We start from the raw sequence: 21,783 nt of genomic DNA, 5'->3' as shown, positions 1-21,783 counted from the left end.
CCCCCGCTGCGTGACGGGACCGGCCCCCGGGCGACACCATGGACAACCAGCGGCACGACACGAAGGGTTCACCAGCATGGTGACTTTGGCCGAGGTGGCCAAGCACGCGGGCGTCTCCGCGAGCACCGTCAGCTACGTCCTCAGCGGCAAGCGCTCCATCTCCGGCCCGACCAGGCAGCGCGTGGAGAAGGCGATCAGCGACCTGGGGTACCACCCCAACGCGGGTGCCCGCGCGCTGGCCGGGAAGCGCTCGCACATCATCGCGCTGGTCGTGCCGCTGCGTACCGACGTCTACGTACCGGTGATGATGGAGATAGCGATCTCCGTGACGGTCGCGGCCCGCAGCTTCGGCTACGACGTGCTGCTCATCACCAACGACGAGGGCCCGGAGGGGCTGCGCCGGGTCGCCGCGAGCGGGCTCGCCGACGGGGTGATCCTGATGGACGTCGAACTCGACGACGCCCGCATCCCCGTCCTGCGCGAGACCGGCACGCACGCCGCCCTCATCGGGCTGCCCGCCGACACCACCGGACTGGCCTGCGTGGACCACGACTTCGCGGGAGCGGGCGCACTGTGCGCCGAGCACCTCGCCGACCTCGGGCACCAGGACATCGCCTTCATCGGCTACGCCCCCGGCGTCTACCAGCGGCACGCCGGATACGCCGAGCGCACCCTCAGCGGCTTCCGCGAGCGCGCGGCCGAACGCGGGCTGCGGGTGCTGCACCGCCCCTGCGAGGGAAGTTACGAGAGCACCGCGGGAGCGCTGTCCCGCATCCTCGCCGACCGGCCCGACACCACGGGCTTCGTGGTGCAGAACGAGGGCGCCATCGGTCCGCTGCTGAGCCTGCTGCGCACCAGCGGCCGGGTCGTGCCGGAGGACGCGTCGGTCGTGGCGCTGTGCCCCGAGCCGCTGGCCGAGCAGTACTCGCCGCGGCTCACCGCGGTGACCGGGCCCGCGCACGAGCTCGGGCGGCAGGCGGTGCAGTTGGTGATGAACCGGCTGGAGGACCGGTCCACCGCCGAGGTCAGCCTGCTCACCCCGGTGCTCACCCCGCGCGAGAGCACGGGCCCGGCGCCCGTGCGCTGAAGTCCCTTCCTACGACTCCGGTGCTCCCCACGTCCCCGAAAGGCCTCGCCATGCCCACTTTCCGCCGCCCCGGCGCGGAACCCGCCCTCGGAGAACCGGAGTCGACGTCATGACCAGCAACGGGACGAACGACGGGACCTCCGGCGGGACCTCCGGCGCAGCCGGGCGGGGAACCGGCGGCGGGACCTCCGGCGGGACCTCCGGCGCAGCCGGGCGGGGAACCGGCGGCGGGACCGGGCGCGGGACCTCCGACCTGGCCTCCGGCGGAATGGGCGGCGTGGTGCGGCGGCTCGGCGGGCGGCTGGCCTTCGGCGGCGACTACAACCCCGAGCAGTGGGACGAGGCCGTGTGGAAGGAGGACGACCTCCTGATGCGCTGGGCGCACGTCAACCTCGCCACGGTCGGCGTCTTCTCCTGGGCGCTGATCGAACCGGAGGAGGGCCGCTACGACTTCGGCTGGCTCGACGCCCACCTGGACCGGCTGCACGCCGGGGGCGTCAGCGTCGACCTCGCCACGCCCACCGCTTCGCCGCCGCCGTGGTTCACCCTCGCGCACCCCGACGCGATGCCCGTCACCCCGGAGGGCGTACGCCTCACGCACGGCAGCCGGGACACCTACTGCCTGGCCGCGCCCGCCTACCGGCAGGCCTGCGTGCGGATCGCCACCGCGCTGGCGGAGCGGTACGGCGACCACCCGGCCGTGGCGATGTGGCACGTCCACAACGAATACGCCACCGTCTGCCACTGCGACCACGCCGCCGCGGCCTTCCGGGTCTGGCTGCGCGCCCGGCACGGCACCCTCGACGCGCTCAACGACGCCTGGGGCACGGCCTTCTGGAGCCAGCGCTACGGCTCCTGGGAGCAGATCCTGCCGCCGCGCGCCACCCAATGGCACCGCAACCCCGGACTCGCCCTGGACTACCGGCGGTTCTGGTCCGACCTCGCGCTCGACGCGTACCGCGAGCAGCGCGACGCGATCCGCGCGCACACCACGCCGGACCGCCCCGTCACCACCAACCTGATGGTGCCCGGCTACCAGGTGCTGGACCTGTGGGCGTTCGGCCGCGAGGTCGACGTCGTCGGCATCGACCACTACCCCGTCGCGCCCGGGATCGACGCCGCCGCCGACACCGCCTTCGGCGCCGACCGCGCCCGCTCCTTCGGCGGCGGCAAGCCGTGGCTGCTGATCGAGCAGGGCGCCAACACCGTCTACACCGCGGACCGCACGCTGCCCAAGGAGCCCGGCGATCTGCTGCGCCTCACCCTCGCGCACATTGCCCGCGGCTCGGAGGGCGCACTCTTCTTCCAGTGGCGCCAGTCCCGCGCCGGAGCCGAGATCTGGCACTCCGCGATGGTCCCGCACGCCGGGCCCGACTCCCGGGTCTTCCGCGAAGTGACCGACGCCGGCACGGTGGTGGCCCGGCTCGGCGAGCTGGCCGGCTCTGTCGTACGGGCGCGCGTTGCGGTGCTGCACGACTCCGACAGCTGGTGGGCGCTCGACGGGCAGGGGCTGCCGTCCGCGTCACTTGACTACCACCGCGAACTGCGCCGGGCGCACCGCGCGTTGTGGGACGCCGGGGTCACCGCGGACTTCGCCCACCCGGACGACCCGGACCTCGGGCGCTACCGACTCCTCGTCGCCCCCGCGCTGTTCCTGCTCTCCGACGCCGCCGCCGAGCGCCTGCGGGCGTACGTCCACGGCGGCGGCACGCTCCTCGTCCAGCACTTCGCGGGCGTTGTCGACGAGCGCCACCACGCGCGGCTCGGCGGCTACCCGGCGGAGCCGCTGCGCGTCGCGCTGGGTGTGCGGGTCGAGGAATACCGCCCGCTGGACGCGGAGTTGACCACACCTCTTTCCGACGGCTCGCACGCCACCGAATGGAGCGAGCTGCTCCGCCTCACCGACCCGGCCGACGCCGTCGCCTCCTACACCGAGGGCGCGCTCGCGGGCGAGCCCGCGCTGACCCGCCACGCGTACGGCTCCGGCACGGCCTGGTACGACTCCACCCGCCTCGACGACCCCTCGTACGCGGCCCTCGTCGCCCGGCTGCTCACCGAATCCGGCGTCCGCCCGGAGACCGCCGTCCCCCCGGGCGTCGAGGCGGTCCGCCGCCACGCCCCGTCCGGCGACCGCAGCTGGCTCTTCCTGATCAACCACACCGCCGCCCCGATCACCGTCCCCGCCTCGGGCCACGACCTCCTGACCGCCCGCGCCATCCCCCCGGCCGGCCTCACCCTCCCCCCGGGCGGCACGGCGATCCTCCGCCAGGACTCTCCCGGGTCCTCCTGACCGGCCGGCGCACCGCCCCGACCCACGCCGGGGCGGTGCGCCGGTCCCCGCGCGGGGTGCGTTGTCCGGAGGCGCGGGCGGCCGCGGCGAACCTGCTGAGCCGGCCCTTGGCCCGCGCCCCACCCAGCGGTTGACAGCATCCCCGTACGACGCGCACCCCCGCCGGGGCCCTGCGCCAACTCCGCGCCCACGTACCGGAGATCGCCCCCGACCTTCCTCTCCGCCTGACGCGTTCGCCCCCCGCCGCACCGCCCGTTCGGCCATACTGTCCCCGAAATCTCGGGGGACACGGGGGAATCCACCATGCGCGCTGCACCCGCGGCCATCGCCGCCCTGCTCGTCACCACGGCCGGCCTGACCGCATGCGGCGGCGGTTCCGGCGGTTCCAGCGGCAAGGACAAGCCCGCCGACCAGATCCAGGTCTGCCTGGACGCCACCCTCGACGCCCAGCGCTACGTCCCGGACATCCGCTCCAACCTCGAACTGGCCCGCCCGCTCAACAGCAGGAGCGGGCCCTTCACCGACCCCATGCAGGCCACGTACATCGCACAGGTCCACGCCGACGTCAACCAATGGCGCCTGCACACGTCCGAGTTGGAAGCGAAGGACATCACCCCCGAGCTCCGCAAGGCCATGGACACCCTGATCGCCAGCCTCGAGCCCCTCGAATCCCAGACCGAGAACAGCTTCTACGGGCCTCCGACCCCCGACAGCACGATGGAGGTCTACCAGGCGCAGCTGGAGAACCAGCTCTGCAAGTAGCCCCACCCGCAGCCACCATGCCCCGCGCGGACCACGTCATCGACCGGTACGCGGCGCCCCTCTGACTCCGTTGCTACCTCGACACGGCCGCCCGAGCGTGCTTATGCAAAGACGCGCATAGTCGCGTTCCGGCATGGACGGTCGGGACGGCGACGCCGTAACGTCGTGCCGCCAGCGGTGAAACCCGGCACAGAAGGTGGCCCCTATGACCCGTGAGCAATTGACCCGCCTCACCGGCAACGGAAGTGGCAACTGCAACAACGACGACTGCCCGAATGTCTACCGGACGGCGAGCGGCTCGTTCCTCTTCCAGGGAGAGGCGTCCTCGGCGTTCGTTCTGCCGGAAGGCGAGGGTCTGGTCGAGATCCCGGAGAGCGTGCTGAGGGAGGCCGTCCGTGCTCTTGGATGGTGAATCCTGGAGGTCCATGGTCCGGGATTTCACGAGCGAGGCGTGGCGTCTCGAAACGCTGCCTTTCTACCGGGTCCCCAGCGAGGACGGAGACCTCCGGGACTTCCTAACGGGACACCGCATCGATCCGCTCACCTACTCCTCCCCCTACACCGACGGCCTGGCGAGGGTCCGGGCAGCCGGAAAGACGAAGGGCCGAGTCCACGTCGTCACTCGCCCCCTCACGAACTACCTCCGCTTCGAGTTCATGTACTACGAGGCCCATTCGCGTGCCGGTGACGACATCCGGATTCTCGACGTGACCGACCGCGAAAACCCGCTCGACGGCGTACAGGATTTCTGGATCTTCGACGGGCAGCACGTCGTCCTCATGAACTACGCGGCGGACGGCACGCAGATCGACCGCGAGCTGATCGACGCCGACCCGGAGCCCTACCTCGAATACCAGCGCATCGCGGTCGCGGAGTCGGTGCCCTTCCAGGAGTACGTGAACGGTGGCCATCGAGCCTGAGCATCTGGACCGGTCGGGGCGCGAACTGGCCGCCACGCTCAAGCAGCTCCGCAAGCAAGCCGGGCTCTCCGGAGTCCGGCTCGCCGTGCGCTGCAACATGTCCCAGTCAAAGATCAGCCGGATCGAGGGGAACAAGAGCCGCCCGTCCCTCGTGGACGTCGAGCAGCTGTTGCGCGGGCTGGACGCGCCCGCCGAGGTCGCCGCCAGAGTGATGGAGCTGGCCCGCGTCACTCAGACGGAGTGGCAGGACGGGAGGGCACTGCGCCGAAAGGGAATCGACAAGAAGCAACTGCAGCTTGCGGCGCTCGAAGCCTCCTCCTCGACGTTCCGGTATTTCATGCTCTCCATGACCACAGGCCTGCTGGCGACACCCGAATACGTTCGCGCCAGCCTCTCCCAGGCCCCTGCCGAGCAGCAGGCCAAGGCGGTGGCCATGAAACTTGAGCGGCAGCACGTACTCTTCGACCGCTCCAAACGGTTCACGTTCCTGCTGACCGAGCACGCGGTCCGCTACCCGCTCGTGCCGCCGGACCTGCTCGCCCTCCAGATCGACAGACTCGCCTCTCTGTCCCATCAGCCGAACATTCGGATCGGCGTCATTCCTTCAGGCACCCATTACACGTCCGGCGCACTGAACACCTTCACCGTTTACGACGAGTCGCTGGCCACCGCGGAACTGGATCTTGGCGCGATCGTGTTCCGCGACAGGAGGGATGTCGAGGAATTGATCCGCCGCTTCACCGGCTATGAATCCCACGCACTCTTCGGCGACCTGGCCCGGGAGCACCTTGCCGCCTGGGCAGGGGAATGCCGAAGCTGATCTTTAGTCGAGAACGCGAATCGTCGTCGATGCCACCCGCAAATCGATGGACCATCGGTACGCCCACCGTTCGCGAGGCGAAATCTGGAGGTCAGCCATGACAGATGTCCACACGTTACTCACCCCGGCAGCGTTCCAGGGTGTCGTGGCAACCGTTATCGGCAACAACGACGGCATGGAGGAGGGCACCGCGGAGCGCATCGTCACGGAAGCGCTCAAGTTCGTGGACGCGGCCGCGCAGTTCCCGAACACGCGGATCACCCCGTCCAACGTCGTGGACGAGGGATGGCACGCCCTGATCCTGCACACCAACCTCTACGAGGCACTGTGCGGCCGACTGGGACGCTTCGTGCACCACTGGCCTGAGCGGCCCGACGCCGGACGCCACGACTCCCAGGCCCTTACCCGCACCATCGAGGTGATCGAAGAAGCCGGCCACACGGTGGACAGCGCCCTGTGGACCGGGCCGTCCGGCACGCTGGTTCCCGTGGCCGCGAACTGCTCGCACACCCCGAAGCCGGGCGGCTGCGGGCCGATCAATCCCGGCAACTGCGCGTCTCACTGCTCGGGCGGAGGAGGGGACGGTGAGTAGTCTGGCGGTCGCCGTCAGGCAAGCGAGGAGGGTACGCATGAACGCCGAACAGGCCCGCAGGGTCGAAGACTTGCTGCGACGCCTGGGCATCCCCGGCGTCGTCGCCCCCGAGGACCCGGTACGACCGGAAGGCCCGTGGCGCGTCTACGACTCCGCCGCCCCCGCCACCCGCCGCGACATCACGCCCGACGCCCTTGCGTCGCTCGCCACCCGCTTCCCCGACGGCGGGCGCCCTCCCGGCCCGGCGCGCGGCTTCGTGGTCCCGCCCCCGGCCACGTGATCTGCGGCTAGAGCAGGTGGTCGGCCTTGCCGGCCTTGATCTCCAGGATCAGGGCCCGCAAGGCGGCCACGGAATCGGTGATGGGCCGGTCCTCGGCGCCGGCCACAGCGATGTAGCCGTTCCCGGCGGCGTCCGTGCCGAGGCGGAAGCAGTTGTTGCCCTCCGCGCAGAAGGGGGCTTCCCAGGTGATGTGAGGCATGACTTTCCCTACAGCTCGCGGGCGATGGCGTGGATGAGGTCGCGGGACTTCCCGGGGCTCAGCGAGTGCTCGTCCATCCACGCCAGGTGGGCGCGGTACTTGGCCAGTTGCGCTTCGGCGTGGGCGAACTCCGCTCCGTGCGTGGAGTCGAGTTGCACGGTGTCGAGCTGCGGTGCAGGACCTTCTGCGTAGAGCAGTGCGTGTCCCGCGCCGGGGAAGCCGTCGCTGGTCACCGGGATGACGCGCACAGTGATGTGACGGTGTTCGGACATTGCGCTCAGGTGGTCGAGTTGCTGTTGCGCGGTCTTGCGGCCGCCGAAGCGCATGCGCAATGCGGCCTCGTGAACGTATCCCACGTACGGGACGGACCGCGGTGCTTCCAGCACGCGCTGGCGTTCGAGGCGGTGTTGGACGCGCAGTTCGACTTCGAGGCGGGACATCGGCGGAAGCCCGGCGTTGAATACCGCGCGAGCGTAGTCCTCGGTGTGCAGCAGCCCGGGCACATGGACGATCTGGCCGGTCAGCAGGCGGGTGGCGTGCCATTCGAGCTCCGCGATGTCGAGGATGCCCGAGGGGAGCTTTCCACGGTATTCCTCCCACCAGCCGCGTTCCTCGGGCTCGGCCATCTCCGCGAGAGCTTCGATGTAGACAGTGTCGACGCAGTCGTAATTGCTGGCCAGCGTGCGGACCCGCTCAGGGCTGGCCGCACGTGTACCCGCCTCCATGTTGGAGATCTTGGCTCTGTCCAGACCGAGCAGCCGGGCCGCGTACTCGGTGCTCTGCCCCGCCGCGAGACGGAGCTTGCGCAGCTCCGCGCCGAGCCGCTGCTGCCGCGCGGTGGGTTCGCGCATCGCCGTTGCCGTCCTTTCGCCGGTTTTCCGCCTCAGTCTGCCGTGCTGCACCACTGCCGGTCCAACCTTCTGAGGCAATTTGCCACAGACTTGATGGCGCGGTGCCCCGAACTTCGCTAGCGTTGCGTTACGCGCAGGCGACGCACCGCAACTCCGGAAGCGCACCGCGTGAGCGCGCCCTCCTGCCCTGGGGAGGGTGCGCCCGCGACCAGGGCGGCATGCCACCGGCTCACCATCCGTCTGCGGTAATCCACCCTCAGCCCAACGGAGTTGGCCATGCCCGACATCCCCGCCGTCCCGCGCCTATGGCGCTTCCCCGCCGAACCGGCCTCCGTCCCCCGCGCCCGTCGCGCGGTCGCAGAGGCCCTCCCGGCCAGCCTGACGTCGCAGCTGCGGTGCGACCTCGGGCTCGTGACCAGCGAGCTGGCACCAACGCCGTCCGGCACGGCGCCGACCCGCGCGCCGACGAGGTCGTCGAAGTAGTGCTGTGGTCCGCCGACGGGCACTACTGGCTCGCCGTCTCCGACCCGGGACACAGCGTCCCCATCGCCGTCCGCCCCGCGCCGGGCGCGGAGAGCGGACGCGGGCTGCTGCTCGTGGACGCCTACGCCGCCGCGTGGGGTGTCGTCCCGCGGCCGGTGTGCGGCAAAGCTGTTGTCGCCGGGCTGCGGGTCGGGGGTGAGGAAGGGGGCGGCCGGGGTGCGGGGTCGGCGCGGGGGGAGTGACCGGCTACTCGGGCGGGACGGGGGCAGGATCTTGACCGTCGCCCCTGGTCACGCCTAGTGTCTGCTGGCCCCGCCGGGACCGGCGTGGACCGGGCGGCCGGGCGGGCAACGGGTCCTTGGGGGGACGAACGGTGCGGTGGTACATCCGTGCGCTCAGACGGTACGCCGACTTCGGCGGGCGGGCGCGTCGCAAGGAGTACTGGATGTACTTCCTGTTCACGTTCATCGGTTTCGCGCTGGTCGAGTACGTCAAGTTCAAGGCGGGCACCGAAATCCCCTACTACGCCTATCTGCTCGCGGTCTTGACGCCGTCCCTCGCGGTGACCTGCCGGCGCCTTCACGACATCGGCAAATCGGGCTGGTTCGTCCTGCTCGGCTTCATCCCGCTGATCGGGACCGTCATCATGCTGGCCCTCATGACCACCGAGGGCGACCGCAGACGGAACGCCTACGGGCTGGACCCCAAGCAGGGCGACCCCACCGCGTACGCCGCGCACCCCGGCTACTGATCCGCCGGGGCCGCAGGCAGGGGCGCGGGCTAGGGTGAGGGCATGGACGCGCATGTGCTTCTCGTCGCCACGATGGTCTGCGAGCCCGAGGACGCGGACGACTTCGCGCGGGTCCTCGGCGAGTTCGGGGCCGCCTGCCGGGAGGAGGACGGGTGCCTGTCGTTCGAGGTGCTGCGGTCCGACGGGACGCCCGGGCGGTTCGTGAGCATCGAGCGGTACGTGGATGCGGCCGCCTTCGCGGCGCACCGGGCGTCGGAGCACTTCCGGGAGGTCGGGCTCGGGCGGGTCATGCCGCTCACCACGGAGCGGGACGTGCAGTTGTACGTGCCCGCGGGGGACGTCACGCCCGCGGCGGGCTGAGTCAGGAGCCGTCGGAGTCCGACGCTTCCGGGTCCGTGTTCGCCGGCGGGGTGCAGCGGTGGATCGGGCCGTCGTAGTGGCAGCCCGCGGGCGGCTTGTCGTCGCGGGTCGCGTAGATGGCGACGGCGAAGACGACCAGCGTCACCGCCACCAGGACCGCGATCCACCCGCCCGACAGATTGCCGCGTCCTCTGCCCGTTCCCGCCATGGCGCCGTCCCCGTCCCCCGTTTGCTGCTGCCGGCAGTCGGCCAGAGCTTAGTGTGGCGGCGTGACGAAGCCGATCCCGCGGGGAGTTGCCGTCGTCGTACGTGACGGCCGCGTGTTGGTCATCAAGCGGTATCTGCTGCGGGAGTTCGCGGACGAATGCGCCATGTGCGCGGGCACCGGGGCCGAGGGGCCGCAGTGTCCGGGGCACCACTACGCCGTGCTGCCCGGCGGGCACGTGGAGGACGGGGAGAGGCACGAGGACGCCGCCGTACGGGAGTTGGCGGAGGAGACGACACTGCGGGCCCGGGCGGGAGAGCTGCTCCGGGCGGGGCTGCACAACGGGCGGCCCGCTTCCTACTTCCTCATGGCGGACGTCACCGGCGAGCCCGTCCTGTCCGGGCCGGAGGCCGAGGAGGACTGCGCGGAGAACCGCTTCGAGCTGCTCTGGGCCGAGCCCGGCGACTTCGAGGCGCTCGGCCTGTACCCCGCCGACGTGCGCGAACCGCTTGCCCGGCTGCTCCGCGAAAGGCGTTGATCGCGGGCGGAGTCGGGACGTAGGTTCCGGGCATGACGAACGTACGCATCGGCGTGATGTACGACCGCGACTGGGATCCGGCCGGGCTCGCCGGCTTCGCGCGGCAGGCGGAGGAGACCGGGCTCGACGACCTGTGGGTCGTCGAGGACCTGGGCTGGAACGGCGGTGTCTCCGCCGCCGCGATCGCGCTCGGCGCGACGACGCGGCTGCGGGTCGGGATCGGGATCGCGCCCGCCCCGCTGCGCAGCCCCGCCCTGCTGGCGATGGAACTGGCCACGCTGGAGCGTGCGTTCCCGGGTCGGCTGGTCGCCGGGATCGGGCACGGCGCGTCGAACTGGATGGCGCAGGTGGGTGTCGCCCCGCGGTCGCCGCTGGCGATGCTGGACGAGACGGTCACAGCGGTGCGTGCGCTGCTGCGCGGCGAGAAGGTGAAACTGGACGGGCGCGAGGTGCGGCTGGACGGGGTGCAGTTGGTGCACCCGCCGGAGGTCGCGCCGCCGGTCGTGGCCGGGGTGGTGCAGCCGCGGTCGCTGGAGCTGGCGGGGCGGGTCGCGGACGGCACGCTGCTCGCCGAGGGGCACGGCCCGGACGCCGTCCGTACGGCGTGGGAGCTGGCCCGCAAGGGTGGCGCCGGGGACGGCTTCGGCGTCATCGCGTACGCGGCGGGCGCGATCGACGACGACCCCGCCCGCGCGGCTGCCGCACTGCGGGACTTCCTGGCGGGCCAGGCCTCCTGGCTGGGCCGGACCCCGGACGAGCTGTTCAGCGTCTCCGGTACGGCCGCGCAAGCTGCCGCGCGCGTCGACGAGTTGGTGGAGGCGGGCGCCGAGACCGTCATCCTCCGCGTCTTCGGCCCCGAACCGCTGCGCCAGATGGCCGCGCTGCTCGCCGCCCGCAAGGGGTAGCTCACACGGCGCCGCCCGGCGGGGACTCGGTCAGGCCTTGAGACCCTGCCCGGCTCGCGGTCGCGAACTGCCGCCGCCCGCTGCCGGGTTCGGCGCGCAACGCCGCAACCAGCCCTGCCCGGCGGCAACTCGCCACCCGGGCCGAAGGCCACACCCGAGAGCCGACCCGCACCACCCGGGGCGACGCAGCCGCGGCCGGCCGCACGGGTGGTGCGCGTGCGCCCCAGTGCCCCCCGGCGCACCCCCGGTATGCCCTACGCCCCGATCGCCCGCACGTTGGACGCCCCGTGCAGCTCCCCGCGGCCGGACAGCAGGCGGCGCAGGCCGCGTTCGGTGGCCTGGTCGCCCGGGGTGAGCGCGACGAGGTACTGCTCGGAGCCGTCGCACGTCGCCAGCACGTCGTAGCGGACGGTCAGGTCACCGGCCGCCGCGTGCCGCAGACGCTTCGTGCCGTGGCTGCGGGTGCGGACGGTGTGGTCGTCCCACCAGGCGGCGAACTCCGCGCTGACACCGTGCAGTTCGGCCACCAGCGCCGCCAGGCGCGGGTCGTCGGGGTGGCGCGCGGACTGGGCCCGCAGGTTGCCCACCGTCTCGCGGGCCACGCGCTTCCAGTCGAGCTGCGCGGCGCGCAGCCGCGAACCCGGCGCGAAGAGCAGCCACGCGGTGTTCGCGGCCTCACCCGTGCCGAAGTCCTCGCCGAAGAGGGCCACTGCGGCGGCGTTCCACGCGAGGACGTCCATCCTGAAGTCGACGACGTACGCGGGCCACAGCGGCATGCCGTCCAGCAGGACCCGCAGCGAGTCGGCGACGGGCACGGGCGCGTACGCGATCGGCGGCGCCTCGCCCCGCGCCACCAGGTGCAGGTGCTGGCGCTCGCTGGGCGACAGCCGCAGCGCCTCGGCGAGGGCGTCCAGCACGGCGGTGCCCGGCACGCCCACCCGGCCCTGCTCCAGCCGGATGTACCAGTCGATGCTGACGGCGGCGAGCTGCGCGACCTCCTGCCGCCGCAGCCCGGGGGTACGGCGCCGGCCGCCGGCCGGCAGGCCCACGTCCCGCGGGGCGAGCCGGGCCCGCATCGCCCGCAGGAATTGCGCCAGTTCGGGCCGCCGCGGGCCGCCACCCGCGCCCCGCCGCCGCGCACCCTCCGCCGTACTGCCCACGCCCGTGCCCATGCAGCCCATGATCGGCGGCACCGCCAGCGCCCGTCCACCGGGATACGCCCGGGAACCTGGCACTGCGGATGCCAGGTTCCGCACGGCCTTCCCCGCCCTTCCCCCGCCGCCCGATCGTGGAGCCCACCCCCTACGAGGACACCGGAGGACGCCATGAGGACCAGGACCACCCCCCGCGCCGCCACCGCCGTCGCGGCGGCCGCCGTCGCCTTCGCGGCGACCGCGGCCGGCGCCGTCACCGCGCGGGGCAGCGCCCCGCAGCAGCCGGCGTACGGCCACCAGCAGATCCGCTCGGGCATCCCGCAGGGCGCGGCGCGCTTCGCCGTCACCAGCCCCGACGTCCGCGACCACGGCACCTTCCCCGCCGGCACCTGGGCGAACGCCTTCGGCTGCGCGGGCGGCAACAAGCAGGTCCGGCTGGCCTGGCACGGCGCGCCCGCGGGCACCCGCAGCTACGCCGTCACGATGTACGACCCGGACGCGCCCTCGGGTGCCGGCTTCTGGCACTGGGAGACCTGGGACATCCCCGCGTCCGCCCGCGCCCTGGGCGCGACCCCGCCCGCGGGCAGCGTCGTCGGCACCAACGACGCGGGGGCGAAGGGCTATCTGGGGCCGTGCCCGCCGGCCGGCGACGTCGCGCACCACTACCGGATCACCGTCTACGCGCTGGACGTGCCGAGCCTGGAGCTGCCCGCCGGGACGCCCGCCACCGTCACCACGTTCACCATGTCGGGCCACATCGTCGGCTACGCCGCCATGACGGTGACCGCCCGCCGCTGAGGAAGCCCCGGTAGTGCGACGGTGTTTGCCGTGGCGGGTGGCCAGTTCGCCCGACGGGGTCAGGGGTTGTAGTAGCCGGTCACGTAGGTGCGGTCGAAGCGACGGGCCTCCAGGTCCGCGCGCTGGATGGACCACTGCATTTCCGTGCCTTCCCGGTCTGCGACATCCGCGTCCCAGAAGGCCAGCATGACCCAGTCCTCACCGGCGCCCGACACCGGCTCACCGCCACCCCACCGCCCCTGCTCGGCCTCCTCCACGGCGCAACTCGCGATGGTCTCCATCTGCAGCTCCGAGTTCGCCGGGTATCCGCCGATCTGCAGGTGCCGCCTCCTGCGCACGACGTCTCCCCAGACGGCCTGGAGCCTGTCGCCGTGCGGGAAACCTCCGGGTGATTCGCCCGGCAGGTCCGGTTCGGCTGCCACTCTCAACTCGCCCTGCGGGAAATGGTCGAAGATCTCCCGGAACTCGTCGATGCCGTTGCCCTCGTAGGCCGTCCAGGTAAGGCTGTCGCGCTCTGCCACCGGGGCGTCGGCCGGGACATAGACGGCACGGCCGCGGTTGCAGCCGTCCCACAGCTCCCAGATCCCGGCGAAGAGCAGCAGGCGTCCGTCCGGCGGCAGAGGGAGGTCCGTCGAGTCCTTCGGCAACGCGGCGAAGTCGACATACCCGACGTACGGGTGCCAGGGGTCCGGGACCTCGGCGGGCAGCAGCAGTGGCCCGCCGAACCTCCCCGCGACCGGCCCCTCTCCGTCAGGCCTGAGGACCGCGCAAGGACGGACGTGGCCGATCCACCGGTCCACCTCCTCGGCCGGTATCGGGCCCTTGGGTTCGTACGGACTCCCCACCTCAACGGCTCGCGTACGAAAGGGGGTCAACGCTTCCCGAAGCTTATGTGTCACACCGGCGAACGTAGTCGCCACCACCGACAACCACACCGCTCCCCGGGAGAGACCAGGGCCTCGGACAGGTACGGCCGGTCGCCCCTGTGCCGGCGGTCGCCACTGACCGGCGAGGCGTCGCCCCCCTGCGTCGAACGCCACCGCCGCCACGTGGCAGGCGAGCTCCGGCGCGACAGCGGCGTGGATGTCGCGCCGCACCGCTGGCCAGGACGCGCCGCTTCGGGGTTGGCGCGGAGCCAACGGCGGCGCAGCTCGGTCGCGTTTGCCCGCTCCGCCTCGACTTCGGCTTCCGGGATGCGGGCCGGCATTGCCAGCGCGCACCGCCGGTACCCCGGGCCACCTGCTCGACCCCCTGCAGCACGGTCAACGCCTGCGCCAAGGCGGCCCGGTCCGGGTCCGACTCCATCTCGCCACGGCTCCACCGGCTAGAGGAACTGGCGCCGACGGCGACACGCGGGGCGGTGCGCCGGCGGCGGCCGGTGGTCGTGGTGGTCGTGGTGGTGGTGGTGGCAGTCAGCCCGGGGCGGGCAAGACGCCGATCGCCGACGTCGTCCAGGCGCCGCTCGGCCGCCGCAGCGCGCATCGGCCAGGAACGTACAGGGCCACGGCCGGCAACACCCGCCGCTGAGACGGCTTGTCGGCGGGCGCCGGCCATGGTTGCACTTCCGCCTGGACCTCGGTGAAGCGACACTGGGTGGTGCTGGGTGAACTACTGGTAGGGGATGTCCCGTGTCGTGGTGGCAGTTCGCGTTACTGGGCGCTGGAGGAGGCCTGTCAGTGGAAGTCCTCGCGCTCTTCGGGCGGTGTACGGCTTGGCAGGCGGCCCGCACTACGCGTACCGGTCGCGTACGGGTCAATCGCCCACCTTTGCGCAACTTCATCGACGTCCCCGCCCACGCATGGATCGCTGTCTTCCGCAGTGGGCTTGGCGCTGCTGTGGCCACCCTTTTTGGGGCCAGTGGGCAGATCAGCGGCGCCTATGCGGCCGTCGTTCTAGGCTTTTCGGCGCCCTCCATGCTTGCCCGATTGGGAAGCATCCCGCAGGTGTCCACGGCGGTGATCGGTCTGCCGTCTTCCTCGTCGGAAGCGCCGCCAGGCACCCCCGTCGCGCCCGGAGGTGTGCAGGCTTCCTCCGCGGGCCAGCCTGGCCAGGAGGCGGTCTCTTGATGCCCCGCCCGCTGCGCTACCGCGTTCTCACCGGTCTGCTCACCCCGCCTGCCCTGCCTGACCGCGAGCCGGTCGATACTTCCCACTCGCTGACCCGTCGTGTCCTTGCGGGGCTCTTGGGGGTGACACTGCCCAAAGCGCCTGGCGTCGAGCCGCCCGTGATGCCTGCCGCGTCTACGGCGCCTGGGCGGGCGGATCCGCGACCGGGCAAGTCCCGGGGGGCGACGGGAAGCCATTTTGTGCCGCCGGTCCCCGGATACCGAGGCAATGCCGCCGCCACAGCGCACGGCTACCCGGCCGCCGTCGAGCTCTTTTCCGACCGGCTGCTCCGCAACCAGCCGAAGGGGCTCGAGAAGAACCAGGGCGCGTCGCGCTTCAAGCTCGCCGCCGCGAAGGAGTCGATGGAGCGGGAGCGGAAGCTGGGTCTGATCCGCACGCCGGTGACGTCCTGCTACCGGATTGCGGTCATCAGCCTCACGGGCGGTACCGGCAGGACGACGACGACGGTGTCTTTGGGTGCCACGCTCGCCACCGAGCGCCAGGACAAGATCCTGGCGATCGACGCCGACCCGGCTCCTGGCGCGCTCGGCCGCCGGGTGCACCTTGAGACCACCGCAACCATCCGCGACCTGGTCCAGGCGATCCCGTACCTCAACTCGTCGTACACGGACCTCCGCCGCTTCACCTCGCAGGCGCCCTCCGGTCTGGAGATCCTCGCCAACGACGTGGGCCCAGCCGACTCCACGGACGTCAACGACGAGGACTACCGGCGCGCGATCGACGTGCTGGGCCGCCAGTACCCGATCATCCTCACCGACTCGGGCGCCGACCTGCTCTCCAGCGCGAGGCCCGGGGTCCTCACACTGGCCGACCAGTTGATCATCGTCTCAACCCCGTCGGTGGACGTTGCGAGCAGTGCCTCGACCACGCTCGACTGGCTGTCGGCGCACGGCTTCGCCGATCTCGCGCAGCGATCGGTCACCGTGATCTCCGGTGTCCGCGAGACGGGCAGGATGATCAAGGTGGAGGACCTCGTCGCGCACTTCGAGACCCGCTGCCGGGGCGTCGTCGTGATCCCCTTCGACGAGCACCTCGCCGCGGGCGCAGAGGTGGACCTCGACATGATGCGGCCCAAGACCCGCAAAGCCTACTTCGACCTCGCCGCCCTCATCGGCGAGGACATCGCCCGCACCCAGCAGCCGACACAGCAGTTGCCACAGACCCCGCAGAACCCGGGTATCGAGTCTCCTCAGCCGCCGCAGTCTCCACGCCCGACTCAGCAGCAGCGTTCTTCGGATCCGACCGAGTGATGGGCATCGGCCGATCGGCACGACGGTGACGAGATGGGCGCATCCCGGCCGGACGGCGTGATACCGAACCCTGGACCGAGAAGCTGTTCACCCTGGCCGGCGTCACACGGGCGATCACCCGGGCGATCTCGTCGGGCTCCGGCGGCGGGGCCTCGCCGAGATACCTGAGCGAGAGCGCGAGCGGAAGCTCCTTCGCCGGGCCGCCCGTCACATGATCCGAACTCAGAACAGTCCCCGGGACGACGGCCGCGCCGGGCCGCGGAAGGGCAGCGTCTGCCGGTAGACGACGCTCGTGGACGTGCTGCCGAACCCGGCGAGCTCGTCCACGAGCGTCTCCAGATGCTCCATCGACGTCGCCGCGACCTTGAGCGTGTAGCAGTCGTCGCCCGTCATGCGCAGGCACTCCAGGATCTCCCGGCGGTCGGCGAGCAGCCGGTGCAGCGGCTGGTGGCGATTGCCGGGATATTTGAGGCGGACCACGGCGAGCACCGGGTAGCCGACCTTCGCGAGGTCCACCGCCGCGTGGTAGCCGGTGACGACGCCGAGCGACTCGAGCTGCCGCACCCGCTCGGTGGTGGCCGAGGCGCTCAGCCCGACCCGCCGCCCCAGCTCGCTGAGCGAGATCCGCGCCTCCTGCTGCAGCTGCCCGATGATCGCCCAGTCGACGTCGTCCAGTTCATCGGGATTCACGGCCATACGGCGATACTACCGGCAGATTCACCGCAACAGGCGCTCGTCACGGGGAGAAGTCCCTTCATTGCGCCGCATTCGCCGGGATAGCCTCGACGCCATGCAACTAGGCGTCAACGTCCCGAACTTCGGGCCGGGCACCGACCCGGGCGTGCTGCGCGAATGGGCGAGCCGGATCGAGGAGCTGGGCTACGACCTGCTCATGATGTCCGACCACGTGACCGTCACCCCGGACGTCGCGGAGCGCTACCCCGAGCCGTTCTACGAGCCCTTCACCACCCTCGCGTGGCTGGCCGGCCTCACCCGCACCGTACGGCTCGGCACCACCGTGACCGTCCTGCCCTACCGCCACCCGCTGCTGGTCGCCCGTATGGCGGAGGGGCTGCAGCAGCTCAGCGGCGGGCGGTTCGTGCTCGGCGTCGGGGCGGGCTGGTCCCGCCAGGAGTTCGACGCCCTGGGTGTGCCCTTCGCCGACCGCGGCCGGCTCACCGACGAGCACCTGGCCGCGCTGCACGGCGCACGGCCCGGCGGGGAGACGCCCGTGCCCCTGTGGGTGGGCGGCAGCAGCCGGGCGGCGATCCGGCGGGCCGTCCGGCACGGCGACGCGTGGCACCCGCTGCGCGCCACCCTGCCCTGGCTGCGCGCGACCCTCGCCGCGCACGACGACCTGCCCGCGTTCGCGCCGCGCATCGCCCTCGACGTCACCGGCACCCCCGCGACCGGCCCCGACCGCCCCGCCGGCGTCGGCACGCTCGACCAGATAGCCGGCGACCTCGCCGAGCTGGAACGCCTCGGCGCCGCCGCAGTCGTCCTCGACCCCTACCAAGGGGACCCGCAGCAGACCCGCACGCCCGAACCGGCCTGGCAGGCCCTCGCCGCCCTCGCCGCCCACCGGAGGACCGCACCGTGACCGACCCCTCGCCCGCCCAGCAGCCCGCACCCACCCCGGACCCCTCGTCCGCCCAGGACCCCGGCACGGGCTCCGACCCCGGCACCGGCACCGCGCTCACCCCCGCCGACGAGGCGCTGCTCCGCCGGGCCATCGCGCTCGCGGCCCGTGCCGTCGAGATCGGCGACGCGCCCTTCGGCTCCCTCCTGGCCGGCCCGGACGGCACCGTGCTCGCCGAGGAGCACAACACCGTACGGCGGGACGGCGACATCACCGCCCACCCGGAGCTGAAGCTCGCCCGCTGGGCCGCCCGCGAGCTGGGCGCGGAGGAGGCCGGCCGCACGACCATGTACACCAGCTGCCAGCCCTGCTCGATGTGCGCGGGCGCGATCATGCGCTCGGGGCTCGGCCGCGTCGTGTACGCCCTGTCCACCGGCCAGCTCGTCTCGCTCCACCCGGAGTCGGGCGCCTGGCCGACCGTCCCGCTGGGCGGCCCCGCCCTCTTCGACGAGGCCCGCGCGCCCGTCGAGGCGTACTACGGGGCGGGCTGACCCCCGGCCCCCGTCCCGGTCGGACGTGCCCGCCGGCGGCCGCGGTCGCCGGCGGGCACGGATGGCGTCAGGAGTAGTCGAGGCGCACGGCGCTGCAGTTGTAGTCGACCCCGCTCTTGCGCCGGCACACCTGCCACTCGACCGCGGTGCCCTCCGCGAAGGAGTAGTTGCACACCTTCGCCGCCCCGGCCTCGCCGTTGGTGTTCAGGCAGGTGTGCGTGAGCCCGTCGTCGTAGCTGTAGAGGTAGCCGACCACGGCGTAGCCGTCCGCGGAGTAGTCGTGGACGGTGAACACCTCCCCGTACGACTGGTAACTCGCGCCGCCGCCGGTGATGTTCGTGCTGCTGTCGGCCGACGCGGTCTGCGCCCCCAGCACCGTCACCGCCGCCAGCGTCCCCGCCCCCGCGAGCAGGGCCACTGTGCGTGCGCGCCGGCCGCCTGCGCGGGACGTACCGCCCTGCGCCGCGCTCTTCCCGGACATCCTCATGTGCGGAACCGCCTCTCCCGTCCGGCCGGCCGCTCTCCCCCGGGGTGCGGCCGACGGCTGATGTGCGGGCGGGCGTGGCGCCGGTGGCGCGTCCCGCCGGCCCGCCGAGTTGACGCGTCCGACTTTCGCAGCGGGCGGCGGCGCGGTCGTTGGGGCTGAGCGCAGTGCCGTTGTGGCTGCGCGCACTACCGCCGGGCGGCGTACCGGTAGTCGCTCGGCGTCATGCCGTAGGCCGCGCGGAAGGCCCGGCTGAACTCCGCGGGCAGCGTCAGTCCCCAGCGGGAGGCGATGGCTGCGATGGGTACGTGCGCCAGGCTCGGGTCGCCGAGGTCGCGGCGGCAGCGGTCCAGCCGGCGCTGCTTGATCCAGGCCGCCACGGACGTGCCCTGCCGCTGGAAGAGCAGGTGCAGGTAGCGCAGCGAGATGTGGTGCGCGGCGGCGACCGCGGTGGGCGACAGCTGCCGGTCGCCCAGGTTGTGCTCGATGAAGGCGTGGATGCCGGCGGTGAGCGCGTGGGTGCGGCTCTCCGGCGGCACGGCGTCGGCGGCGTCCGCGTAGTGGGCGAGGCAGGCGGTGACGAGGTCCACCGCCGCGGTGCCCAGCCGTAACGCGTCCTGCTCACCGCTGCACGCAGGCTCCGAGACGACACCGGTCAGGAACTCCCGCAGCAGCCGCCCCATCCCGGCGCCCCCGGGCAGCGGCACCGCGAGCAGCCGCTCGGCCCGCGCCGCGGGGAGCGGCAGGACGGTCCGGGCCACGCTCACGATGATCGCCTCGACCCCGTCGCCGGCTGCCCCGCGGTGGGCGTGCGCGTCGAAGGGGTGGGAGCTGTCGTAGAGCAGCAGTTCGCCCGCCTCCAGGGTCGCGTCGCGCCGGACCTGGCTGATGCTCTGCGCGCCCTTCAGGGTGACGGCCAGGTAGTACGTCTCGGCGTCCGCCCGCCGCACCAGGGCCGGGGTGCGGCGCGAGCGCAGCGACGAGTAGGTCACCGAGGCGACCTGTACGTCACCGAGGCGGAGCGCGCGGATGCCGGCCCGGAAGTCGTCGGTGTCGTCGCAGGTGAGGACGGTCGGGGTGAGCGTGCTCGCCGTCACGTCGAGCCACCACTCGAAGCGGTCGGCGGCCGGCAGATCCGCACTGTCCAGAACCACGTCGAACATCCGCAGCACCCCCGCCACCTGTCGCCCCGTCCTTCCCATCGTGCACCCGGCACCGCCCGGGCGGACGGTGGGAACCAGCCTCGCGCGGCGGGCGCGGCGCGCGTTTCGGGAGGCCCTCGCAGGTCTGATACGCTGATCCAGCGACAACGGCCTGCGGGCGGTGCCCGGCCGGTTACGGAGGGCGGTCACAGAGGGCAAGGTCCTCCGGAGGGTCGCAAAAAACCAGTGCGAGAGCATGGCATCTGATGTGTCAGAATTGTCCCGCACGCAAGCAGTACGAAGCAGTGCAGAGCAGTAAATGCAGTACAGCAAGGTCCTGTGGAGCAGTTTGGAGTGCTCGCCACCCTGTCAAGGTGGAGGCCGCGGGTTCAAATCCCGTCAGGACCGCTGCGGCTGGGTAGCTCAGTTGGTACGAGCGACCGCCTGAAAAGCGGTAGGTCGCCGGTTCGACCCCGGCCCCAGCCACCGCACGGTGGAGGCCCCGTTCCCTTGTGGAGCGGGGCCTCCACCGTTTTCCCGCCGTACGTGTCAGCGCCCGCCCGGGTGCCGGTGCCGCCACCCCACGAAGACCGCGGTCGACACCGCCGCCCACCCCGCGAGCACCAGGAACGGGAAGGCGTGCTGATGTCCCCCGAAGTAGACGGCGGTGTGCTGCGCGTTCACCGATCCGCCCGGCGGCAGCCACCGCCCGATCCGCCCCAGCAGCGAGGGCAGCAGCGGCCATGACACCGCGCCGCCGGACGAGGGGTTGCCGAGCAGCACCATCAGACCCCACGTCGGCAGCATCGCCCACCGCCCGACCAGCGTGTTGAACATCGTGAAGACCATGCCGGACGTGAACATCGTGAACGCCAGGATCGCCCACGACTCCGCGAAGGGCAGCCGCAGCGCGCCGAGCCCCCAGTCGACGACCGCGGCGATCGCGAAGCCGCCGAGCATCGCGTACGCGACGATGAAGGCGATCCGCTCCGCGGGGTTGAGGGCGCGGGCGTGCACGCTGAGCTGGATCGCGCCGACGAAGCCGAGGATCACGGCGGCCAGCGAGATGTAGAAGATCGCCAGGCCGCGCGGGTCGCCCTTCTGCAGCGGGTTGATGTCGCTGACGGTCACCGGTACGCCGATCGAGCCGCCCACCGCGGGCGCGGTCCGCGCGAGCAGTTCGGCGACGCTCGCGCCGGACGCCGACGACACGTACAGCCGCGGCGTGCCCATCGCCTCCCCCACGACGGCGGGCCCCGGCTCGCGCAGGATCGCGAAGACCCGCTGCTCCTCGACCGCGCCCTTCGCCTGCGCGAAGGTGTCGTAGTGGTGCAGCTCCAGCGACGCGCCCAGCGCCTCCTCCATCCCCGCGACGAACTCCGCCCTCTTGACCTGCGAGGTCGGGATCCCGGTGACGGCCGTCGGAATCTCCCGCGGGGTCGGATTCGCCATGGCGTATGTGTACGACCCGGCGAACAGCCCCGCCGCGGCGGCGATCAGTACGACCAGCACGCAGGCGGGCCAGAAGGGTGAGTGCCGCAGCCGCCTCCACCCCGCCGCCGCCCTCGCCCTCATACCCGCACGCTAGCCCGCGGCCCGGCACCGCGCCCCCGCTGATACGCCCACCGGGCGACCGTCGCCTCGGGGCCGCGCCCC

At 72.3% G+C, this 21,783-nt stretch carries 25 protein-coding genes, 2 tRNA genes and 1 pseudogene; 19 read left to right on the top strand and 9 right to left on the bottom strand.

Annotation, left to right across the window (positions count from 1 at the left end; translation table 11 throughout):
- The first annotated feature begins 76 nt into the window (after nt 1-76).
- The 8 genes from IH54_RS0114465 to IH54_RS0114430 all read left to right on the top strand — a co-directional run bounded on the left by IH54_RS0114465 (nt 77) and on the right by IH54_RS0114430 (nt 6,751).
- Nucleotides 77-1,087 (top strand): LacI family DNA-binding transcriptional regulator, encoded by a 1,011-nt coding sequence (locus IH54_RS0114465; RefSeq protein WP_031516678.1) that lies wholly within the window; start codon nt 77-79, stop codon nt 1,085-1,087.
- Nucleotides 1,088-1,196: 109 nt separating this feature from the next.
- Nucleotides 1,197-3,377 (top strand): beta-galactosidase, encoded by a 2,181-nt coding sequence (locus IH54_RS0114460; protein ID WP_420711749.1) that lies wholly within the window; start codon nt 1,197-1,199, stop codon nt 3,375-3,377.
- A 303-nt stretch (nt 3,378-3,680) separates the two neighbouring features.
- A complete protein-coding gene (locus tag IH54_RS0114455) occupies nt 3,681-4,139 on the top strand; it encodes a hypothetical protein (protein ID WP_031516675.1) in 459 nt (152 codons plus the stop codon).
- Between the two features lie 205 nt (nt 4,140-4,344).
- Nucleotides 4,345-4,551 (top strand): hypothetical protein, encoded by a 207-nt coding sequence (locus IH54_RS0114450; protein WP_031516673.1) that lies wholly within the window; start codon nt 4,345-4,347, stop codon nt 4,549-4,551.
- Nucleotides 4,535-5,059 carry a DUF6879 family protein gene (locus IH54_RS0114445; RefSeq protein WP_031516671.1) on the top strand — a complete coding sequence of 175 codons (525 nt, stop codon included), beginning with the start codon at nt 4,535-4,537 and terminating at the stop codon, nt 5,057-5,059. Before IH54_RS0114450 ends, IH54_RS0114445 begins: the two co-directional genes overlap by 17 nt.
- On the top strand, nt 5,043-5,879 hold the full coding sequence (locus tag IH54_RS0114440; protein WP_031516669.1) for a helix-turn-helix domain-containing protein: 837 nt from the start codon (nt 5,043-5,045) through the stop codon (nt 5,877-5,879). Before IH54_RS0114445 ends, IH54_RS0114440 begins: the two co-directional genes overlap by 17 nt.
- Nucleotides 5,880-5,976: 97 nt before the next feature.
- A complete protein-coding gene (locus tag IH54_RS39705; RefSeq protein WP_052397427.1) occupies nt 5,977-6,471 on the top strand; it encodes a glycine-rich domain-containing protein in 495 nt (164 codons plus the stop codon).
- 37 nt (nt 6,472-6,508) lie between these two features.
- Nucleotides 6,509-6,751 (top strand): hypothetical protein, encoded by a 243-nt coding sequence (locus IH54_RS0114430; protein ID WP_031516666.1) that lies wholly within the window; start codon nt 6,509-6,511, stop codon nt 6,749-6,751.
- A gap of 7 nt (nt 6,752-6,758) precedes the next feature.
- Here the strand turns inward: IH54_RS0114430 and IH54_RS0114425 are convergent, their stop codons facing one another.
- Both IH54_RS0114425 and IH54_RS0114420 read right to left on the bottom strand, forming a co-directional pair.
- Nucleotides 6,759-6,950 (bottom strand): hypothetical protein, encoded by a 192-nt coding sequence (locus tag IH54_RS0114425; RefSeq protein WP_031516664.1) that lies wholly within the window; start codon nt 6,948-6,950, stop codon nt 6,759-6,761.
- An 8-nt stretch (nt 6,951-6,958) separates the two neighbouring features.
- Nucleotides 6,959-7,801, bottom strand: a complete 843-nt coding sequence (locus IH54_RS0114420; protein WP_031516662.1) for a helix-turn-helix domain-containing protein — start codon at nt 7,799-7,801, stop codon at nt 6,959-6,961.
- 395 nt (nt 7,802-8,196) lie between these two features.
- On the opposite strand from IH54_RS0114420, the gene IH54_RS39700 reads away from it, so the two are divergent.
- The 3 genes from IH54_RS39700 (at nt 8,197) to IH54_RS0114405 (ending at nt 9,395) form a co-directional block, all read left to right on the top strand.
- The gene (locus IH54_RS39700) at nt 8,197-8,526 is read left to right on the top strand and encodes an ATP-binding protein (RefSeq protein WP_324607794.1); all 330 of its coding nucleotides are present in this window, start codon (nt 8,197-8,199) and stop codon (nt 8,524-8,526) included.
- 131 nt (nt 8,527-8,657) lie between these two features.
- Entirely contained in the window at nt 8,658-9,035 is a 378-nt protein-coding gene (locus IH54_RS0114410) for a DUF805 domain-containing protein (protein WP_031516660.1), read from the top strand.
- A gap of 42 nt (nt 9,036-9,077) precedes the next feature.
- Nucleotides 9,078-9,395, top strand: a complete 318-nt coding sequence (locus IH54_RS0114405) for a putative quinol monooxygenase (protein WP_052397426.1) — start codon at nt 9,078-9,080, stop codon at nt 9,393-9,395.
- A gap of 1 nt (nt 9,396) precedes the next feature.
- Here the strand turns inward: IH54_RS0114405 and IH54_RS0114400 are convergent, their stop codons facing one another.
- Nucleotides 9,397-9,603, bottom strand: a complete 207-nt coding sequence (locus IH54_RS0114400; RefSeq protein ID WP_031516656.1) for a hypothetical protein — start codon at nt 9,601-9,603, stop codon at nt 9,397-9,399.
- Between the two features lie 61 nt (nt 9,604-9,664).
- Between IH54_RS0114400 and IH54_RS0114395 the strand changes: the two genes are divergently transcribed.
- Nucleotides 9,665-10,138 carry an NUDIX domain-containing protein gene (locus IH54_RS0114395; protein WP_031516654.1) on the top strand — a complete coding sequence of 158 codons (474 nt, stop codon included), beginning with the start codon at nt 9,665-9,667 and terminating at the stop codon, nt 10,136-10,138.
- 32 nt (nt 10,139-10,170) lie between these two features.
- Entirely contained in the window at nt 10,171-11,043 is an 873-nt protein-coding gene (locus IH54_RS0114390) for an LLM class flavin-dependent oxidoreductase (RefSeq protein WP_031516653.1), read from the top strand.
- A 254-nt stretch (nt 11,044-11,297) separates the two neighbouring features.
- Here IH54_RS0114390 and IH54_RS0114385 read toward each other — a convergent pair whose 3' ends face one another.
- Nucleotides 11,298-12,215 (bottom strand): helix-turn-helix transcriptional regulator, encoded by a 918-nt coding sequence (locus IH54_RS0114385; RefSeq protein ID WP_078862211.1) that lies wholly within the window; start codon nt 12,213-12,215, stop codon nt 11,298-11,300.
- A 153-nt stretch (nt 12,216-12,368) separates the two neighbouring features.
- Here IH54_RS0114385 and IH54_RS0114380 point away from each other — a divergent pair, with 153 nt between their 5' ends.
- Nucleotides 12,369-12,995, top strand: a complete 627-nt coding sequence (locus tag IH54_RS0114380) for a YbhB/YbcL family Raf kinase inhibitor-like protein (RefSeq protein WP_078862200.1) — start codon at nt 12,369-12,371, stop codon at nt 12,993-12,995.
- 59 nt (nt 12,996-13,054) lie between these two features.
- Here IH54_RS0114380 and IH54_RS0114375 read toward each other — a convergent pair whose 3' ends face one another.
- A complete protein-coding gene (locus IH54_RS0114375) occupies nt 13,055-13,795 on the bottom strand; it encodes a DUF1963 domain-containing protein (protein ID WP_052397425.1) in 741 nt (246 codons plus the stop codon).
- A gap of 1,553 nt (nt 13,796-15,348) precedes the next feature.
- Here IH54_RS0114375 and IH54_RS39695 point away from each other — a divergent pair.
- Nucleotides 15,349-16,362 (top strand): annotated as a pseudogene (locus IH54_RS39695) (MinD/ParA family ATP-binding protein); the annotation flags it as partial.
- 231 nt (nt 16,363-16,593) lie between these two features.
- Here IH54_RS39695 and IH54_RS0114365 read toward each other — a convergent pair.
- A complete protein-coding gene (locus IH54_RS0114365) occupies nt 16,594-17,067 on the bottom strand; it encodes an Lrp/AsnC family transcriptional regulator (protein WP_031516645.1) in 474 nt (157 codons plus the stop codon).
- Nucleotides 17,068-17,161: 94 nt separating this feature from the next.
- Here IH54_RS0114365 and IH54_RS46810 point away from each other — a divergent pair, with 94 nt between their 5' ends.
- Nucleotides 17,162-17,971 carry an LLM class flavin-dependent oxidoreductase gene (locus tag IH54_RS46810; protein WP_031516643.1) on the top strand — a complete coding sequence of 270 codons (810 nt, stop codon included), beginning with the start codon at nt 17,162-17,164 and terminating at the stop codon, nt 17,969-17,971.
- Nucleotides 17,972-18,087: 116 nt separating this feature from the next.
- A complete protein-coding gene (locus IH54_RS46805; protein WP_031516641.1) occupies nt 18,088-18,501 on the top strand; it encodes a nucleoside deaminase in 414 nt (137 codons plus the stop codon).
- Nucleotides 18,502-18,568: 67 nt separating this feature from the next.
- On the opposite strand, the gene IH54_RS0114350 is transcribed toward IH54_RS46805, so the two are convergent.
- Both IH54_RS0114350 and IH54_RS0114345 read right to left on the bottom strand, forming a co-directional pair.
- Entirely contained in the window at nt 18,569-18,988 is a 420-nt protein-coding gene (locus tag IH54_RS0114350; RefSeq protein ID WP_159011832.1) for a hypothetical protein, read from the bottom strand.
- A 185-nt stretch (nt 18,989-19,173) separates the two neighbouring features.
- The gene (locus tag IH54_RS0114345) at nt 19,174-20,148 is read right to left on the bottom strand and encodes a helix-turn-helix domain-containing protein (RefSeq protein WP_031516637.1); all 975 of its coding nucleotides are present in this window, start codon (nt 20,146-20,148) and stop codon (nt 19,174-19,176) included.
- A 312-nt stretch (nt 20,149-20,460) separates the two neighbouring features.
- On the opposite strand from IH54_RS0114345, the gene IH54_RS0114340 reads away from it, so the two are divergent.
- A tRNA-Asp gene (locus IH54_RS0114340) sits at nt 20,461-20,535 on the top strand.
- Between the two features lie 4 nt (nt 20,536-20,539).
- Nucleotides 20,540-20,613 (top strand) — tRNA-Phe (locus tag IH54_RS0114335).
- Between the two features lie 63 nt (nt 20,614-20,676).
- Here IH54_RS0114335 and IH54_RS0114330 read toward each other — a convergent pair.
- Nucleotides 20,677-21,702, bottom strand: a complete 1,026-nt coding sequence (locus IH54_RS0114330) for a hypothetical protein (RefSeq protein WP_052397423.1) — start codon at nt 21,700-21,702, stop codon at nt 20,677-20,679.
- Between the last annotated feature and the right edge of the window lie 81 nt (nt 21,703-21,783).

It is taken from the genome of Streptomyces sp. NRRL F-5123 (genome assembly GCF_000721495.1).
Lineage (GTDB): Bacteria > Actinomycetota > Actinomycetes > Streptomycetales > Streptomycetaceae > Actinacidiphila.
The sequence above is the reverse complement of the archived record's forward strand: the minus strand, read 5'-3'. Positions and strand labels throughout refer to the sequence as shown.

What these genes read in the sequence shown, in the direction of transcription:
- IH54_RS46810 (WP_031516643.1), top strand. Translation starts at nt 17,162, where the DNA reads ATGCAACTAGGCGTCAACGTCCCGAACTTCGGGCCGGGCACCGACCCG.
- IH54_RS0114465 (WP_031516678.1), top strand. Translation starts at nt 77, where the DNA reads ATGGTGACTTTGGCCGAGGTGGCCAAGCACGCGGGCGTCTCCGCGAGC.
- IH54_RS0114350 (WP_159011832.1), bottom strand. Translation starts at nt 18,988, where the DNA reads ATGAGGATGTCCGGGAAGAGCGCGGCGCAGGGCGGTACGTCCCGCGCA.
- IH54_RS0114385 (WP_078862211.1), bottom strand. Translation starts at nt 12,215, where the DNA reads ATGGGCACGGGCGTGGGCAGTACGGCGGAGGGTGCGCGGCGGCGGGGC.
- IH54_RS0114330 (WP_052397423.1), bottom strand. Translation starts at nt 21,702, where the DNA reads ATGAGGGCGAGGGCGGCGGCGGGGTGGAGGCGGCTGCGGCACTCACCC.
- IH54_RS0114405 (WP_052397426.1), top strand. Translation starts at nt 9,078, where the DNA reads ATGGACGCGCATGTGCTTCTCGTCGCCACGATGGTCTGCGAGCCCGAG.
- IH54_RS0114455 (WP_031516675.1), top strand. Translation starts at nt 3,681, where the DNA reads ATGCGCGCTGCACCCGCGGCCATCGCCGCCCTGCTCGTCACCACGGCC.
- IH54_RS0114380 (WP_078862200.1), top strand. Translation starts at nt 12,369, where the DNA reads ATGAGGACCAGGACCACCCCCCGCGCCGCCACCGCCGTCGCGGCGGCC.
- IH54_RS39705 (WP_052397427.1), top strand. Translation starts at nt 5,977, where the DNA reads ATGACAGATGTCCACACGTTACTCACCCCGGCAGCGTTCCAGGGTGTC.
- IH54_RS0114460 (WP_420711749.1), top strand. Translation starts at nt 1,197, where the DNA reads ATGACCAGCAACGGGACGAACGACGGGACCTCCGGCGGGACCTCCGGC.
- IH54_RS0114365 (WP_031516645.1), bottom strand. Translation starts at nt 17,067, where the DNA reads ATGGCCGTGAATCCCGATGAACTGGACGACGTCGACTGGGCGATCATC.
- IH54_RS0114390 (WP_031516653.1), top strand. Translation starts at nt 10,171, where the DNA reads ATGACGAACGTACGCATCGGCGTGATGTACGACCGCGACTGGGATCCG.
- IH54_RS0114450 (WP_031516673.1), top strand. Translation starts at nt 4,345, where the DNA reads ATGACCCGTGAGCAATTGACCCGCCTCACCGGCAACGGAAGTGGCAAC.
- IH54_RS0114400 (WP_031516656.1), bottom strand. Translation starts at nt 9,603, where the DNA reads ATGGCGGGAACGGGCAGAGGACGCGGCAATCTGTCGGGCGGGTGGATC.
- IH54_RS0114430 (WP_031516666.1), top strand. Translation starts at nt 6,509, where the DNA reads ATGAACGCCGAACAGGCCCGCAGGGTCGAAGACTTGCTGCGACGCCTG.
- IH54_RS0114420 (WP_031516662.1), bottom strand. Translation starts at nt 7,801, where the DNA reads ATGCGCGAACCCACCGCGCGGCAGCAGCGGCTCGGCGCGGAGCTGCGC.
- IH54_RS0114425 (WP_031516664.1), bottom strand. Translation starts at nt 6,950, where the DNA reads ATGCCTCACATCACCTGGGAAGCCCCCTTCTGCGCGGAGGGCAACAAC.
- IH54_RS0114345 (WP_031516637.1), bottom strand. Translation starts at nt 20,148, where the DNA reads ATGTTCGACGTGGTTCTGGACAGTGCGGATCTGCCGGCCGCCGACCGC.